At 53.7% G+C, this 16,195-nt stretch carries 13 protein-coding genes; 1 reads left to right on the forward strand and 12 read right to left on the reverse strand.

The features are described 5' to 3' along the window. Nucleotides 1-3: 3 nt before the first annotated feature. The 3 genes from RB298_RS16205 to RB298_RS16215 all read right to left on the reverse strand — a co-directional run bounded on the left by RB298_RS16205 (nucleotide 4) and on the right by RB298_RS16215 (nucleotide 3,378). Nucleotides 4-903, reverse strand: a complete 900-nt coding sequence (locus tag RB298_RS16205; protein ID WP_096777045.1) for a helix-turn-helix domain-containing protein — start codon at nucleotides 901-903, stop codon at nucleotides 4-6. Between the two features lie 484 nt (nucleotides 904-1,387). Then, nucleotides 1,388-2,383 carry a Gfo/Idh/MocA family protein gene (locus RB298_RS16210; RefSeq protein ID WP_096777046.1) on the reverse strand — a complete coding sequence of 332 codons (996 nt, stop codon included), beginning with the start codon at nucleotides 2,381-2,383 and terminating at the stop codon, nucleotides 1,388-1,390. After that, nucleotides 2,380-3,378, reverse strand: a complete 999-nt coding sequence (locus RB298_RS16215) for a Gfo/Idh/MocA family protein (protein WP_486047587.1) — start codon at nucleotides 3,376-3,378, stop codon at nucleotides 2,380-2,382. The genes RB298_RS16210 and RB298_RS16215 overlap by 4 nt, the downstream gene beginning before the upstream one ends. Nucleotides 3,379-3,581: 203 nt before the next feature. Between RB298_RS16215 and RB298_RS16220 the strand changes: the two genes are divergently transcribed. After that, nucleotides 3,582-5,045 (forward strand): carboxylesterase/lipase family protein, encoded by a 1,464-nt coding sequence (locus RB298_RS16220; RefSeq protein ID WP_486047588.1) that lies wholly within the window; start codon nucleotides 3,582-3,584, stop codon nucleotides 5,043-5,045. Between the two features lie 210 nt (nucleotides 5,046-5,255). On the opposite strand, the gene RB298_RS16225 is transcribed toward RB298_RS16220, so the two are convergent. The 9 genes from RB298_RS16225 to RB298_RS16265 form a co-directional block, all read right to left on the reverse strand. Next, nucleotides 5,256-6,074 carry a carbohydrate ABC transporter permease gene (locus RB298_RS16225; protein ID WP_012818967.1) on the reverse strand — a complete coding sequence of 273 codons (819 nt, stop codon included), beginning with the start codon at nucleotides 6,072-6,074 and terminating at the stop codon, nucleotides 5,256-5,258. Next, on the reverse strand, nucleotides 6,074-6,940 hold the full coding sequence (locus tag RB298_RS16230) for a carbohydrate ABC transporter permease (RefSeq protein ID WP_009590746.1): 867 nt from the start codon (nucleotides 6,938-6,940) through the stop codon (nucleotides 6,074-6,076). The genes RB298_RS16225 and RB298_RS16230 overlap by 1 nt, the downstream gene beginning before the upstream one ends. 59 nt (nucleotides 6,941-6,999) lie before the next feature. Then, nucleotides 7,000-8,220 carry an ABC transporter substrate-binding protein gene (locus RB298_RS16235; protein ID WP_486047589.1) on the reverse strand — a complete coding sequence of 407 codons (1,221 nt, stop codon included), beginning with the start codon at nucleotides 8,218-8,220 and terminating at the stop codon, nucleotides 7,000-7,002. Nucleotides 8,221-8,424: 204 nt separating this feature from the next. Beyond that, entirely contained in the window at nucleotides 8,425-9,285 is an 861-nt protein-coding gene (locus RB298_RS16240) for a transporter substrate-binding domain-containing protein (protein ID WP_090912662.1), read from the reverse strand. 208 nt (nucleotides 9,286-9,493) lie between these two features. Continuing rightward, nucleotides 9,494-11,461, reverse strand: coding sequence for a methyl-accepting chemotaxis protein (locus tag RB298_RS16245; RefSeq protein WP_096777050.1), 1,968 nt, complete (start codon nucleotides 11,459-11,461; stop codon nucleotides 9,494-9,496). 485 nt (nucleotides 11,462-11,946) lie between these two features. After that, on the reverse strand, nucleotides 11,947-13,167 hold the full coding sequence (locus tag RB298_RS16250; RefSeq protein WP_486047590.1) for a sn-glycerol-1-phosphate dehydrogenase: 1,221 nt from the start codon (nucleotides 13,165-13,167) through the stop codon (nucleotides 11,947-11,949). Continuing rightward, complete coding sequence (locus RB298_RS16255) at nucleotides 13,164-13,931, reverse strand: glycerophosphodiester phosphodiesterase family protein (RefSeq protein ID WP_486047591.1); 768 nt, start codon at nucleotides 13,929-13,931, stop codon at nucleotides 13,164-13,166. The genes RB298_RS16250 and RB298_RS16255 overlap by 4 nt, the downstream gene beginning before the upstream one ends. Before the next feature lie 26 nt (nucleotides 13,932-13,957). Beyond that, nucleotides 13,958-15,271 carry an ABC transporter substrate-binding protein gene (locus RB298_RS16260; RefSeq protein WP_486047592.1) on the reverse strand — a complete coding sequence of 438 codons (1,314 nt, stop codon included), beginning with the start codon at nucleotides 15,269-15,271 and terminating at the stop codon, nucleotides 13,958-13,960. 61 nt (nucleotides 15,272-15,332) lie between these two features. Beyond that, entirely contained in the window at nucleotides 15,333-16,166 is an 834-nt protein-coding gene (locus RB298_RS16265; protein WP_096777054.1) for a carbohydrate ABC transporter permease, read from the reverse strand. Nucleotides 16,167-16,195: the final 29 nt, after the last annotated feature.

Genomic DNA, 16,195 nt, shown 5'->3' on the forward strand with positions numbered 1-16,195 from the left:
GCTTCACTCTTCAAACGATAAATTGGCGGGCTCCTCAAGCAGCTCATAGTGAACGTCAAGGTTCGTCGTCGGTACGCTGAGATCTACCTCTTCAAAGCGGAAGCTGTCCACCCACACCTTGCCTGTCCCCATAAGCAGGACGCCGATCGAGATCGTGGCGCTATCTTCAGGCACGTCCAGCACGATGGCATAGTGATTCCAGTGCGTGCTGCCGACGATGCGCCGATTGTTCATATTATCGAACTGGAGCACGTCTTCGGCACGATTGTCGACGCGCATCCACAGTCCGCAATAGTCCTTCACGTTATCGGTTTTAACGAATCCGGAGAAGCGCATCCGCTTGCCCGCATACTTGCCGGCTTTGAACTGCTGCATCATGGTTGCAAAAGCTCCATCCTCCATCGGCGTGAGTGCTCTTAAGTAACCCGAAGTACTTCCCTGGTGGACGGTGGTCCGATCGACGCCGATCTCATAATCTTGAGGGTGGCTTCCGCTTAGGAACCAGCCTTTTAATGGGGATTGAGCTTGCTGCTGCATGTGATCCTCTCCTTTTGGATAATGTGAATGATGGGCATGAACCGCAAAGATTTTGCGGTAACGCCCCGGCGGCATGCCGTACAATTTTTTGAATGCTCTCGTAAACGACTCCTGGCTCTCGAAGTGACAGTGCAGGGAAATGTCGATAATCGCAGCCTCGGTGTGCAGCAGGAGCTGCGCCGCATAACAGAGCCTTCGTTTTCTAAGGTAATCCGCGATGTTCATGCCGACCTCCCTCCGAAACAATCGGTGGAAATGATACGGCGAAAAACCGGCATAGGATGCAATATCCGCGAGGGTCAGCCGCTCCTCCAGATGCTGCTCCATGTACGCGATGCTCTTTTGGATAATACGCTGGGTACTCAAGGTCAGGCCCTCCTTTGTTATTAAGGATACCAAAAGGGAGCAAAGCGTTTTTGATCTTTTTTGCCAATTTAAGAAAACCGTTGGTCCGCGCATATTCTCGGAGGTCTTGCCGGAAAATTGCGGAGATAGCGGAGACCCTCTGCTTGCGATTCAGGGACGCTCATCCTTTGAAGTCCCTTGAAGTCCCATTGTTCTCATATAAAAAAGCCCCCTCGATTTCGAAAATCGAAGGGGCTTAAATTGCAAGGTTCTCTGCCATCAATCCATCCTCTAGATGGAATGAATTCATATCCTAAAGGGGCCAGACTGCGCCTCTAACAAAGGCATAGCCCCGTACTTCACAGGCATCGGCGCTTCCGGCCGGAGGCAGAAGTGTCATCCTAAAGACGATTGCGCTGCTGCTTATTCTTCAAGGACGAATCCCTGCACGCTCACATTACATAACGGGAATTTCCCGCTCCCCGGCTTTATCGGCAAAACCGCACTATAACTGCGGCTTCAGCTGAACGGTGCGCTTGGTGCTTGCAGACTCGTACGCTGCAATGGCAACCCGGGCGGAGAGGTAGCCGTCTTCCCCGGTAATTTCGACCGGCTTGCCGTCGCGGATGCTTTCGACAAAGCTGTTGACGAGGCCTTCGTCCATATCATCGCCCCAGAAGCTCCACGACGCTTTACCGGTCACATCGCTGTATACATCGTTCTTCTGGGCAAAAGAATCAATGTTCAGCACGCCTTTGGTGCCGATGATCTCAAGCGTTACGTCCCCCCATGTCGGGAAGGTGCGGTTGCGGGACCAGCTTGGGTCCAGCACGGCCACGACGCCGTTCGCGAATTTGACGTGGACCATGCCGGCGTCGTCAATCTCGGTATCGTTGAACAGCGTTTCCGCATGGGCGTACACTTCCTCGGCCTTGCTGCCGGTAAACCAGTGCATCAGGTCCATCACATGGACCGTATGATCCAATACGGCGCCGCCGCCCGATTTCTCCCGTTCAATAAACCAGCCGCCCGGCATGGTTCCCCGGTTGGTTCCTTTCATAGCCAAAATGTCACCGATCTGCCCTGCGTCAATCGCTTCCTTCGCCTGACGTACGGACGAAATATATCGGCAAGGAAAAGCGGTCATGAGCTGAACGCCGTTATCCTTGCATGCCTGAATCATCTCCAGCATCTCGGCTTCCGATAGGCCCAGCGGCTTCTCGCACAGCACATGCTTGCCCGCCGCAGCGGCGCGTTTGGTAATTTCCGCATGACGCGCGTTCTCCGAACAGATGACTACGGCATCCAGTTCTTGTGCCAGCAATTCATTATAGTCGGCATAATACGGAATCCCCCGATCCACGGAGTAAGGGCGAACGCGCTCCGCGTCTTCGTCCGCGATTCCGATCACCTCGACGTCATCCCGCTTCAGCATGCCGAAGAGATAGCTTGCCGCATGCATATGGGCAAAGCTGATAAACCCTACTTTCACCTTTTTCATGAAACCGTCCCTCCGATCATCACGGGCTGTCCAGTTTGTGCCGATTGCTCCGCTGCCTGAGCGATTTCAACGGCGTAGCAAGCATCCTTGATGCTGACGAGCGGCTCGCTGCCGTTTCGGATGCACTCGATAAAATGCTGCACCTCGTTATAATAAGGGTCATGGAGGCTCGGACTGGAAGGAACCTGCACAGCAGCTCCCTCCCCGGCCTCGGCGCTAGCCAATTTCAAGTCCAGGGACTGTACCTGATTGCTGTCGAATCGTACGATGCCTTGGTCTCCCGAGATCTCGAACTGCGTCGTAAATGGACCGGGATACCCCCAATATCCGGTTAGACTCGCGATGGCGCTATTTTTAAAATGAAGCGTAAGCTGGGCGTACTCCATCTGCGGCTCGGTCCGCTTCACGGTCGAAGCATATACCGACTCCACTTCCCCGAACAGCCAGCAGGCAAAATCGATGTCATGAATCATCAGATCCATGATGACGCCGCCGCTCTTGCCAGGGTCGTTGTACCATCCATCCATTCCCTGCGGGTAGGAACCGTACCGCTTCAAGTGAGCCATCTTCGGCGTTCCGATATTCCCCGAGCGGGCCTGCCGATAGGCATCGTGATAGTTCGGGAAGAACCGGACGACATGTCCGATAAACAACCGGACTCCGTGATTCTCGCAGGCCGCCTTCATCTCCTGCGCATCCTCCAGCGTTAATGCTGCCGGCTTTTCGCAGATGACGTGCAGCCCTTTTTCGGCCAGTTTCAGTACAAACGGTTTGTGGAGATAGGTGGGCAGACACACCGCAACCGTTTCCAAATCTTTTTGTTCAAACAGCGACTCTACATCCGTGTATGCCTTCGCCCCGGTCAAAGCTGCAGCGCGCTCCGCTCGTTCGGCGTTTATATCGACCACGCCCGTCACCGTTACTCCCGGCATTTTCGCCAAATTGTGCGCATAGGCCGTCCCCATCGTGCCGCAGCCCAATATCGCTATGTTCATGCTTATCCCTCCAGTATGCCTATAATGACATGGATCATCAGGTGATGCCGTATCCGCCGTCCGCGATACCGCCCACCCTGTTACATTCTTCATGTAACATGACATTCCTGCCTGTATTCCTCAGGATTCGTGCTTTTTTGAACTTATGCCGCTAACTTGGTAAAGTGTATATATAGAGCAGAGAGAAAGGGTGTAGCGAGAACATGTCAGAACTTGTCGTACAAACGAAAGACGGGCGCATTCAAGGCCTTACGGAAAACGGAGTGCGCGTATGGAAGGGAATTCCCTATGCGAAGCCACCGGTTGGCCCGCTGCGGTTCCGTTCTCCTGTGCCCCCCGATTCATGGGACGGGATTAGAGAAACCACCGCTTTCAGTCCCATGTGCCTTCAGCCGCTTGAATCCACATCCAGCATGCTTGGCGGCGGCGTGACCAAGACGGTATCCGAGGATTGCCTATATCTCAATGTGTGGGCACCCCGGAACATGCCGGCGGAGCCGCTGCCCGTCATGGTATGGATTCACGGGGGCGCTTTTGTCACAGGCTCGGGCAGCTTGCCAAGCTATAACGGCGCGCCCTTCGTTCTCCGAGGAGACGTGATCGTGGTTACCCTCAATTACCGGCTGGGCCCCCTCGGCTTTCTCCATCTCTCTCCATACGGCGAAGCCTATTCCTCCAATACCGGTTTATTGGACCAGATCGCTGCCCTGGAATGGGTGCGGGACAATATCGCGGCCTTCGGCGGCGATCCGGAGCAGATTACGGTATTCGGGGAATCAGCGGGCAGCATGAGCATTGCGGCGTTACTGGCGATGCCTGCAGCCAAGGGACTGTTCCACCGGGCGATCATGGAGAGCGGCGCTGCCCAGGTCATGGTTCCGGAACAGGCACGGATGATAACGGCCGGCCTGCTTAAGGAGCTGGACATTACGCCTGACAACATCCATCAGCTGGATTCCCTGACAGGCGAGTCGATATTCGAAGCCGGGGAACGGCTGAAGAAGCAGATCGGACCCGGCGTCAACATGATCTTTCAGCCAGTTCTGGATCCGGGCACTTTGCCGCATGATCCGCTGCAGGCCATCCAATCGGGATGGGTCAAGGACGTGCCGATCCTGATCGGGACGAATCTCGATGAAGGGGCTTTGTTCTTCCGGCCGGACATGCCGCTTGTGAAGGAAGACGTTCTAGTCCGCACCGTGGAGATGATGACCGGCATTGAGAATGCCGCCCCCATCACCAAGGAATACCCGTACAGCATCGACGGACATGCCCAGATTATGACCGATCTGTACTTCTGGCGCTCGGCCCTGCAATTCGCTTCCGCACAGTGCAAACACGCGCCGGTGTGGATGTACCGGTTCGATTGGACCTTGCCGGACCATCCGGTGCTCGGCAAAGCGATGCATGCCCTGGAAATCCCGTTTGTATTCAACACGCTGGCGCTGTTTGAGAACATCGGCGTTCAAGTCGATGCGGCCACGCAAGCCCTGTCGGACCGGATCCAGGATGCCTGGATTGCATTTGCGCGGAACGGCTCGCCGGATACCGAGGCGCTGCCGTGGCCAGCTTATGATCCGGCTTTGCGTTCAACGATGATATTCAACAACGACAGCAGGATCATTGAGGACCCGGATGCGGAGAAGCGGAACATGCTGAAATTATAATAAGGACACGCCATAAACCAGGGGATCCTTCGCCGATTGGAACCCTGGCGGCAGCAAAAAAGCTGTATTCCAGGCATGACATCATGCCGGAATACAGCTTTTCGTTATGATGGGTCGCACAAGGACATGCTGCTGATTGCGGGCTCCGCAGCCCCCTGCTGCAGCGAAGGGCTGAGAGGACTAAGTGCTCCTAGGAAATGCGTAGCCGCCTTATTTTACAGCCCCCTGCGTAATGCCGTTGATGATCCACTTTTGCGCGAACAGATAGATGATGATCATCGGCAGCATCGCCATCAGGTAGGAGGCAAAGGCCAGATTGAAGTCCGTGTTGAACTGCCCTTGGAATATATACTGCACCAGCGGCAGCGTGTAGGAATTCGTATCGCTGATGATGATGAGCGGCAGCAGGAAGTCATTGTAGGTCGAGAGGCAGATCAGAATGCCTACCGTCGCATTGATCGGTGCCATAATCGGGAATATGATTCTCCAGAATGTTCCCCAAGTCGACGTGCCGTCCACTCGGGCCGCTTCCTCCAGCGCAACCGGGATGGATTTGATATAACCTACGTACACAAATACGTTAAACGCCAAGGCATAGACGGTATGCAGGATGGTGAGCCCGACCAGATTCGTCATATGGAACCCGGCCGTCAGCTTGACCAGCGGCAGCATAATGATCGGGAACGGAATAAACATCGCGCTGATGAAATAGAAGTACAAGCCTTTGAAGAACTTCCGGTTCATATTGCGGGCAATGGCATAAGCGACGAGCGAATTCGTCAACAGGGTCAGCACCACCGTTGCCGTCGTCACCATGGCGCTGTTGCCCAGCGCATGGAAGAAATTCGTCATTTTTATGGCGTTGGCGAAATTCTCGAAATGCAGGTCTTTCGGCAGGCCGAACACCGATGCCAGCATGTCCTCCGGCGTTTTGAGCGCAATCGTGATCGTCATATACAGCGGAAACAGGATCAATATCGTACCCAATGTGATGAGAATCATCACCGTCCAGTTGGTTTTCGTCCGCATTACATGTCCCCCTCTCTTCTCTGCAGGAACCGAATCTGCACAATCGATATCGTGGCAATCAGGATGAAGTAGATCACGGAGTTAGCCGATTGGTAAGCAAACTCGCCTCCCTCGAAGCCGCCGGTATAAATCAGGTGGGAGATGGACTGCGTTGCCCGCCCCGGGCCGCCGTTGGTGAGGGCTACGATCTGATCAAAGACCATCAGGGAATTCTTCATCGCCAGCACCATGTTGATCGTAAAGAACGGCGCGATCAGAGGAAACGTTATTTTCCAGAACTCCTGCCAGCGGTTCGCTCCATCGAGGTTGGAAGCCTCGTAAAGCGTACCGGGAATGGTCTGAAGTCCGGCAAGATACAGAATCGTGTTGTAGGCAATGCCCTGCCATACCGCGACCACCACGATGCCGATCCAAGCATGCTGTTCACTGCCCAGGATATTGGTCGACAGCCACCCGATCCCCAGGTTCTGTCCCCAAATGGTGAACACATTCGAGAACAGATAGTTGAATATGTAACCTACAATCAGCACGCTCAGAATATTCGGAAGAAAATAGATGCCCCGAAAGAAATTCCTCGCCTTGATTCTGGCGTTCAGTCCCATGGCAATCAGCAGACTGAAGATGTTGATGAGGATGGTGACCACGACCGCGAATTTGAATGTGAACCAGTACGCATTGCCCACGTTGCCATCCTTAAACAGATTGACGTAATTCTTGAAACCGATGAAGTCGAAGTTATCGCCGAATCCGTTCCAGTTCGTGAAGGAGTAATACACCCCCTGCAAAGCCGGCAACGTCAGAAATACGAAGAACAGCACGACCGCCGGCACGGTCATCAAGTAATAAGGCATAAGCCGCTTGTTCATGTTGGGTCCTCCTCAATGCTTCTTGGATATCGTGTGAAGAAAATACCGCCTTCCGCCCGTTAACGCCTGTCAGCTACCTTGTCCCATTCGGTGTCCAGCTTCTTCAGATACCCGTCGATATCCCGGTTCTGGAGGAAGGATTGGATCACCGAGTTCAGCTGCACCGCCGCGGGAATGTAGTGGTCGGCAAAATCGATGACCTGGCCCCGCTCCAGGTAAGGCAGCAGCTCTGCGACGGCGGGATCCTCCTGCTTCACGCCCTCCACGGTGGAGAACAGCGTTTGCTCCGTTATATATTGCTTGCTATTCTCAGGCTCCAGCAAAAATTGAATGAAACGCTGAGCCTCCTCTTTATGCTTCGAATCCTCGGAAATAGCCAGTAAGGTATCTACGCCCGAAATCAGTTTATTCTCCTCCGGACGATCGCCGGTCGGCAGCGGAAAGAAGCCGATCGGCGCATCCGGATTCGCCTTCCGGATTTCCGGTATGGCCCAGGTTCCTTGGATATACATGGCGGATTCTCCCCTCGCGAAATCCCGGTTCCCGTCCGCATAGTTTTTGCCGAAGTTGTCCCCATGGCCATAATCCATCAGCGCGAGCTGTTTCTCCGCAATCTCCCGGTATTTCTCGGCAAACGTTACGGTGCCTTCCCGCCGATCCATGTAAAATTCAATGCCTTCCAGGTTGGAAGCCAATGCGTTAAACGGCAGCACCGTCTGCCAATCGTCTTTATATGTGAAATAAAACGGGATTTTCCCCGCATCCTTGGCCTTCTGCGCCGTAGCCAGCAGCTCGTCCCAGGTCTTGGGAACGCTGAGCCCCAGCTCCTTGAAAATTTCCTTATTGTACATGACGCCGTTAGCGTTAGTGGAATAGGGAATGCCCGTAACCTCGTCCATGCCCGCTACGTCCTTCAGCATCTGGACATAAGTCTCATCCACCCGGCTCAGCAGCGGGTTATCCGTCAAATCCGTAAATATGCCGCTTTGGGCCAGCAATGAATACGTATCGGTTGCACCCATGCCGATAATGTCGGGAATGTCATTCTTGACGACTCTTGTCTTGAGCACCGTCTCCGCATCCGGCGGATTTACCTGAACCACCTTGATCTCGGACTGGGACTCGTTAAATTTCTCAATGAGTGCATCAAAGGAGCCTTTCGCTTCAGGCTTGTTCTGAAAAAACTCAATCTGCACGCGTCCTGACTCCTCTTGAGCGCCGCAAGCGGTCAGCATCCATACGGTCATCAAACACGCCGCGATCCATTTAGCTAGCTTCATGGTCTGCCCCCCGTTTCCTATCCTGATGTTATATGGTCGATGTCCATGTTAATTTACTACCCTATTTGCTTGGTTGGTAAACCTCCCGGACGCCGAGGCGACGCTCTCTTCACCTTATTGGACACAACAAAAAAGCCAGCAGATCAGGTTCTTAAACCTGATCTGCTGGCAGGGATTGGCTATCTGTTTATAGCCTGATCCAACCTACTCCAGCCATTTTTTATGAATGTCCGCAAACTTGCCTTGCAGCTTCATTTCGTCGATCCACATTTCCAGATAGCTTGCATATTCAAAGTCGCCGCGAGGGATCATGTAGCCTTTTTCGCTGTTCGTGAACGGCTTGTCCGTCAAAGCGGCATACAGTCTGGAATCCGCCTTCGCATAAGTAATCGCTTCGATTGTATCTGTGATCATCACGTCATACGTACCGTCTGCTACCAAATGCGGGATATCCAGGTTGTTCGGTACAACCGTCACATTCGCTTTGGTCAAGTGCTCGCGCACGAATACTTCGTTCGTTCCGCCCGGATTCACGCCGATGCGAACGGAAGGTTTATTGATATCTTCAACCGTCAGGTATTTGTCTTTGTCTTCTGCACGGATCAATGGAGCTTTGCCGAAGGAAATGTACCCTTGGGATACATAAGCCGTTTTTTGTCTAGCCGTGTTGCGGGTAACGCCGCCCACTGCGATGTCGAACTTATCAGCTTGCAAGTCCTTCATCATGTTGGACCAAGTCGTGTTGACGTAGCGTACTTCCACGCCAAGGTCTTTACCGAGCTCTTCCATGGCGTCAACGTCATAACCTTCATACTCTTTTGTAGCAGGATTCAAATATGTAAACGGTTTGTAATCCCCTGTCATACCAACCCGGATGTAGCCTCTTTCGATAATTTCGTCAAGCTGGGAAGCCGCTTGCTTCTTCAGTTGACCAGGTGCATTGGTCGAGGCGGATTTAGCCGATACCTCCGGTGATGTGAGGACCTCGTTTGCCGCAAAGCCCGTTGCTACCAATGATAAGCTGACTACCCCTGCCAGTAATACCTTTTTCCAATTTTTAGCCATGATTTCGTTTCCTCCAGTTTTCTTCTAGTTGTACTTCGTGATGCCCCTTAGTGGGCAGCGGCATCGATCTGCCTTGAAACGTCAAACCTCTTCTTGCCGGTACTTCCTCTGACTTACTGCCTTGCACGCTTGCGATTTGAGCCGTTTTCCTTCCAGGCATCCCCCCTCTCAAGTACCGTTACGCGCGGTCCGTAAGATCCAGGGAATGTTAGAGACTGAATTTGCCGAGCTCTTTGCTGAGCTCCTGGGCGACCGTCTCCAGTTGTTTTACGGAGTTTGAAATCTCCTTGATGGTTGCAATCTGATCTTCCATGGCAGCCGTCACGTTCTGTGCATCATTGGAAGTCAGATCCGCAATGGATTTCAGCTCTTCAACCGAAGCGCTGACCTGTTCCGATCCAGCGGACATTTCTTCGGATGCCGCCGATACTTCCAGAATGTGATCCGCCACGTTGCGGGTCGCATTCAGAATGTTATCGAATTTCTCGCGCACATCTTCAATCAACGCAATGCCGTCCTGTACATCCTTACGGCTGACGTCCATGACCTGTACGGCGTTGATTGTGTCCTCGCGAATTTCCGTAATCAGCTTCGCTATCTGATCGGTCGAAACCTCGGACTGTCCCGCCAGCTTCTTGACTTCTTCAGCCACGACCGCAAAGCCGCGTCCATGCTCGCCCGCTCTGGCAGCCTCGATGGAGGCGTTCAGGGACAGCAGTCGAATCCGGGAGGTGACTTCCGTGATAAAGCTCAAAATTTGCTCGATTTCCGAGGAACGCTCATTCAAACGCTCGATCGCCGTGCCGACTTTGGATGTACCCTCGCCGATGTTGCCGATCTGTTTCACGGCTTGCTCAACGACAACCGATCCGGTCTCCGCTTGGCTGGCAGCTTCCTGCGCGGCTTCGGACACCATAGAGGACGTCTCGGCGATTTTGACGATCCCGCTGGCCATGTCGCTCATGGACGTAGCGATTTCGTTGGAGCTTGAGGCGTGAGCTTGCGCTCCGCTGGCAATTTGGCGAATGGAGGATCCGATTCGGTCCACGCTGTCCATGGCCGTATCGACCCCGCTCGAGACGGTTTCCGTCACCGACATGACCTGGCGGGAGGAATCGTTCACGCCGAGGACCAGATGCTTCAGATGCGATACCGTCTGGTTGAAATCGCTGGAAAGAACGGCCACCTCATCCTTGCCGCTAACCTGAATGGTCTTGGTCAAATCGCCTGCTGCGACTTCCTTCACAGCCGTGTTGAGCCTGCGGATCGGCCGGACGATCTGGGCCGTGAACCAAATTGCTGCAGCGGCGGATACGACCAGGGCCGCAACCGAGATAATGACTAACGTAAACGACATCTCCTTGATTGGAGCATTCAGCTCATGGGTCGGTGCCGTCACGAAGACCCCCCAGTTCAAGTTGGACGGTGCATAAGCCGCCGAATACTCGGTACCTTCCAATACATAATCGAACTCGCCTGGTCTGCCCTGGCTGACCTCTTCGTAGGCCTTCGTCAATCCGGCGCTGTCAACGTCCTTCACGTTGGATTGAAGGACAAGTTCCTCTTGCGGATACCACATGAACGTCCCCGATTTGCTCAGAAGAAAGGCATATCCGGTGTCTCCGAACGTTTGGGACGATACTGTTTTCTGAACTTCGTTGATCGGAAGGGTGGAGCCCATGTAGCCGTACTGTTTTCCATCCTTCATCAGCGGAATGATCATCGTAACGATGTTATTGCCCGTCCGTTTGGAAAGCACCGGCTCCGACACGACCAGCTTGCCTTCGCCCTTCCCGGCTTCCTGATAATGGACGCGGTCGGACACGTCGGTCACCTCGCCCAGAAAGTTAATGACGTTCTTCCCCGTCAAATCGTACGAGAAGAAGAAGGTCTCAAATTCCTTGTTCACTTCCTGCGCAGCCTGAATCAACTGCAGATCCTGCTCTTTGTTGCCCGTAATGAATTTCCCGATGCTTTCCACCTTGGCAATCTCCACATCAAGAAATTGGTCGATCTGAAGCGCAAGCTTCTCCGCGCTAAGCTGAGCTTCCTTGTCCAAGCTCTCCTGCAGCAAGTCAGATGACCGACTGTAAGTTACGGCAAAAACGGATCCAAGACTGACTAGCAAGAGCAAACAAATCATTGTAATCATCTTTTGCTTAAGACTCTTTAGCATGCTGTAAATCCTCCCCCAATAAGTAGCGCTTTGGTCCTATCCGATCATTCGTCCAAAATTTTTGCAAGTGCTCTTTTTTCTGTAAGGACTTTCTCTCTACATACAAAACGAACAGGCAATGTCGAAAAATGTTGGTGTAAAATGGGGAGATAAGACTCCGCTTTATAAGTTATCGGTAGCATTTGTCCAATATTTGAGAGTTTGGCGAAACTTTTTACATAATTCGACTTTTAGGTCGTTTATGTAAAAATAGATGGGCGATAGTTCTAAATGCCTATTCAAATGAAATAAATTACATATATCTTTAGACCTTGTTGGCGATCGGCAGCGGCGGCACCCCCCTCAGTCTTTGGGGCGCTGGCCGTCTTCGTAAGGCCGGGCGGAATCAAAGCACAGCTGCAGAAAAGCCAAAAAGGCTGCCCCATTGAAGCAGAAGGATCTGCTTGAGGGACAGCCTTATTTCACTCGTCGACCTTTAACCTGCCTTAATGGACAAATAAGGATCTTTGTTCGTTGTAAGCATGGAGCAGCGTGTAGCGGCTGTATCGAACCTTGTAGGCCTCAGCCAGGCTCCGTTCCAGCAGCCCATCTCCGATCGGAAGCTCCGACACCCCGGCCGGTCCGCCTACCATGCGCATCAGATCGCCCAGCACTTCCGGCTCCGGGAGATGCGTAATATGCGACCGGATGTCGTTCCAGTGCAGCGCCATTCGCCGTTCTATATCTTCCGCACCCGGGGAGGAGCCTCCGTTCAGCTCGATCCCCTGCTCTCCGATACGATGATACAGCTTCGAGATTTCCACGCAAGCGGCTCCTACTTTGGCACCGTGCAGCAGCTGTTTCTTCCCCAGACGGATAAACTCCATCTCCCAATAATGGGACAGGTGATGCTCCGAACCCGAAGCCGGATGGGATTGACCGAACAGCAGCATCGCCAGTCCGGATTCGACGAGCGCCCCCATCAAGATGCGTACGCCCTCCTCGTTCCGCTTCGCAATCTGTTCCACCGCGTTCACGCACTGGCTGAGCGCGGATTTCGTCATATCCGCCGAAATTTGCAAATAGGGCTCGTCGGCCACCAAACTGCCAAACCTCCAGTCGAACAGCGATGTGTACTTGCCCAGCATATCCCCGAATCCGGCCGCGGTTAACTCGGAGGGAGCAGCCATGAGAATATCGACGTCCGCGAATATCGCGCTCGGTCCGATGGCCGGAATCGTTATCTTCTCGCCCCGTATAATGATCGGCGCTCCCTTGGAATTAAATCCATCCACCGATGCGGCCGTAGGTACGGAGATGAACGGAACGCCCGCGGTATAGGCGGCGTACCGGCTAATATCGTGAATCGTCCCTCCGCCTACCGCCAGCACCGCCTTCGCCCCGCTATGCTGGATATCCAATATGACCTGGACCAGGGATACTTCATCCGCGATGACATCTCCCTTCCGGTCCGGAAGCAGCCGGGTGACCTGGACCCCAATCGATGATTTAGCGAGGAGATTCGAAAGCCTCCGGCCCGCCTGGCCATAGGTATTATCGTCCACGACCATGACCACCGAGGTCCACCGTTTCGTCTCAAGGTAGCCCGCCACCTCGTCTAACGCTCCGTGCTGGATCTGAACCAGCTCTACTTCGTCCAGATTCGCAAGCTGATGGGCCGGTAAATCCGCCGCTAGACTCCGGACATTCGATAAAATGGAGGTCATATCCGCGTACCCTTCTTTCCGGTTACCGCCATCGCCGGCAGCGGGTCATTGCAGGTCATGCCGGTAACCCCGCACTCCAGCGAATACCGGACGCCCTGCTCATCGTCCGGGCAATAGCTCCAGACCAGCAGCCCCTGTGCCTGGAACCGGGCAACGAGTTCCGGCGTAAGCAGTGACATCTCCACGCCGATCCCCCACATTTTGGCGTAGGTGCCCTCCTCCCCGAAGTCAAAGCCGGACATTTTCTCGCCCGGAAACCCCTGAGTCTTCTGGCCATACGTTTCATGGATATAGGTCAGAACCTGAGCATCGAAGCAGGTGAATACGCAGCGCGGCAGGTACCCGTACCGGTTCAGCATGTCAATCGCCAGGTCGGCGGCCTCTTGGGCATCGGGACTGGGCTTAATCTCCACGTTGCACAGAACCTCGGGGTATTCCCGAAGCAGTTCGCAAAGCTCCGCAAGCGTCGGGATCTTCAAGCCTTCGAATTCCCGGGCAAACCAGCCGCCCGCATCCAAAGCCTTCAGCTCCGCAAGCGTGTAATCCCTTACCTCGCCGGCGCCATTGGTCGTACGCTGAACCGTTGCATCATGGATAACCACCACCTCCTTATCCTTCGTCAGCCGAAGATCAAACTCCAGCATGTCAACGCCTAACTCCAATGCCTTGCGAAAGGCCAGCAGCGTATTTTCCGGATAAGCCGATTTATACCCGCGATGTGCAGCCACCATCATAGAGGATGGCTCCCGTAGTCGTTCGATCATATGTCCTGCCACTCCTTTACCTGTTGTTATTGGGCCAAAATCCGTTCCGTCTCTTTCTTGAAGGTATCCAGCGTCGCCGGGATATCCTTGCTGTCATACATGATCGCTTCCATGGCCGAGAAGAACTCATGCATAATCTCAGGCCATGCCACATCCTTATTGGTATCCGTAGCGAATTCCAGCTGATCATAGGCGACTTTGCGGTTCGGTTCTTTGGCCCACAGTTCTTGGATCTTCTCCGACTCCACCATCTTCTTCGTGAAAGGCAGGTAACCGGATTGCAAAATAAATTCAAGAGCGCCTTCCTCTTCCATCTCCATCCACCGAATGAACTCCCATGCCGCTTCCTTGTTCTTGGAAGAAGACAGCATCGTGACGTTCGCGCCTCCGGTCGGATTCGCATATACTTCGTCCTTAGGCAGGAATGCCGTCACGTAATCGAAATCCACCGCGCTGGACAATCCGCCGATCGATCCCGTGGATTGGTACATCATCCCGACTTTGCCTTCCACAAACATGCTGTTTACGATGTTGCCGGAATCCTGAGCAGGCGGATAATACAAAGCGCCCGTGCTTTGCAGGTCTTTCAGGTAAGTGAACATTTTGGCTCCGGCACCGTTATCCGAAAAGCCGATCGACGTATTGTCGTCATTGAAGAACGTGCCGCCGGCTTGCGAAATCATGGCAATCGGATACCATGTGTCGTAGGGCATCGTGACGCCGTATCGCTTATACTCGCTGCCTTCCTTGACGACCAGCGCGTTCGCGACCTCCTTCATTTCCTCCCATGTCGTCGGGATTTGAAGCCCGAGCTCATCCAGCAAGGTCTTGTTCACGTGCAGGATCGGGGTGGAACGGTTCAGCGGCAGCGACACCAATTGATCATTGAAGGTGGAGTGTCCCATTAAACCGGCAGTGAAGTCGTCTGGGCTGATGCCGGAGCCTTCAAGAAAAGGCGTCAGATCCTCAAGGACCTCCGAATCGGCGAACATCTGGATGTAGGCTCGCTCGAGCATGCTGACATCCGGGCCGGTGCCGGATGCAATCGCCTGCTGCAGCTTGGTTACCGTTTCGTCGTAGCTGCCCTGGAAGGTGCCTACGACTTCGATATCCTCATGGGATGCATTAAAGCGCTGAATGAGCGCATCCATGTATTCCCCGTTCTTGCCTCCCAGCGAGTGCCAGAACTGCACCGTGGTTTTCCCCTTGTCTTCGGACGGGGCTTCGGTTCCCCCGCTTCCCGGTGCTTCGCCGGGCTCGGCCGAACCTCCTCCACCGCATGCGGCAAGCAAACTGAACAGCAGGATGACGGATAGGCGTGTATACCATTTGGATTTCATGTGATTCATTCCTCCATTAATTATTCGATTATGAATGGCTGAAACCTGTCATTTCCTGTAATTATTTAATGCCTGAATAAACAAAAGCCTTCACGATGTGCTTCGAACAGAACAAATATACGAGCAGGATGGGCACCACCAGAATCACGTTGCCGGCCATGATGATATGCCAGTTGCTGATGCCCTCGGTCTCCCGCAGCATGGCGATCCCCAAGGTCAGCGGCCGGACGGCTGCCGAATCGGTCATGACAAGCGGCCAGAAATAGTCGTTCCAATGACTGACGAAGCTGAACAGCGCAATGGTGGCGAGTGCCGGCTTCGACATGGGGATCATGATCTTCCGGATGATTTTGAACTCGCTGGCGTTATCCAGACGGGCCGCTTCGATGATTTCCTCCGGAATCTGCATGAAGTATTGCCGCAGCAGGAAGATGCCGAAGGCATTCGAAACGAACGGAATGATCTGCGGGAGCAGGGTTTTGACCAATCCCCAATCCGCCATCATCAGATAAACCGGAATGAACGTAACCTGTCCCGGGATCATGAAGGCCAGCAGGATCATGCCGAACAGCAGCGTTTTTCCCGGGAATTTATACTTGGCAAAAGCATACGCGGCCGGAATCATGATCAGGAACTGCAGTACGATGATGGAACCGGTGACGACAACCGAGTTCCTGAAATAGGTCAGGAAAGGCCCCGCATTCATCGCTTCCGCGAAATTCCCCCACTGCGGCGAAGCCGGAACCCACGTCGGCGGAAACGTCATCGTCTCCCGGAATGTCTGGAGCGATGTGGAGATCATCCACAGGAACGGAAAGATGAAAATCATGAGCACTGCAGCCTTCAGCAAATAGCCCAGCGCCGTCCATACGATTTTTAAGTCAAAGGTCTTCAAACCGTGCCTCCTTTCTTCGTGGCCAAAGC

It is taken from the genome of Priestia sp. BR_2 (assembly GCF_041954005.1).
GTDB lineage: Bacteria > Bacillota > Bacilli > Paenibacillales > Paenibacillaceae > Paenibacillus_AQ > Paenibacillus_AQ lautus_A.

Bases quoted from the DNA above. Each gene is read 5' to 3' on its own strand.
- RB298_RS16210 (WP_096777046.1), bottom strand. From the start codon at position 2,383: ATGAAAAAGGTGAAAGTAGGGTTTATCAGCTTTGCCCATATGCATGCG.
- RB298_RS16215 (WP_486047587.1), bottom strand. From the start codon at position 3,378: ATGAACATAGCGATATTGGGCTGCGGCACGATGGGGACGGCCTATGCG.
- RB298_RS16220 (WP_486047588.1), top strand. From the start codon at position 3,582: ATGTCAGAACTTGTCGTACAAACGAAAGACGGGCGCATTCAAGGCCTT.
- RB298_RS16225 (WP_012818967.1), bottom strand. From the start codon at position 6,074: ATGCGGACGAAAACCAACTGGACGGTGATGATTCTCATCACATTGGGT.
- RB298_RS16230 (WP_009590746.1), bottom strand. From the start codon at position 6,940: ATGAACAAGCGGCTTATGCCTTATTACTTGATGACCGTGCCGGCGGTC.
- RB298_RS16235 (WP_486047589.1), bottom strand. From the start codon at position 8,220: ATGAAGCTAGCTAAATGGATCGCGGCGTGTTTGATGACCGTATGGATG.
- RB298_RS16240 (WP_090912662.1), bottom strand. From the start codon at position 9,285: ATGGCTAAAAATTGGAAAAAGGTATTACTGGCAGGGGTAGTCAGCTTA.
- RB298_RS16245 (WP_096777050.1), bottom strand. From the start codon at position 11,461: ATGCTAAAGAGTCTTAAGCAAAAGATGATTACAATGATTTGTTTGCTC.
- RB298_RS16250 (WP_486047590.1), bottom strand. From the start codon at position 13,167: ATGACCTCCATTTTATCGAATGTCCGGAGTCTAGCGGCGGATTTACCG.
- RB298_RS16255 (WP_486047591.1), bottom strand. From the start codon at position 13,931: ATGATCGAACGACTACGGGAGCCATCCTCTATGATGGTGGCTGCACAT.
- RB298_RS16260 (WP_486047592.1), bottom strand. From the start codon at position 15,271: ATGAAATCCAAATGGTATACACGCCTATCCGTCATCCTGCTGTTCAGT.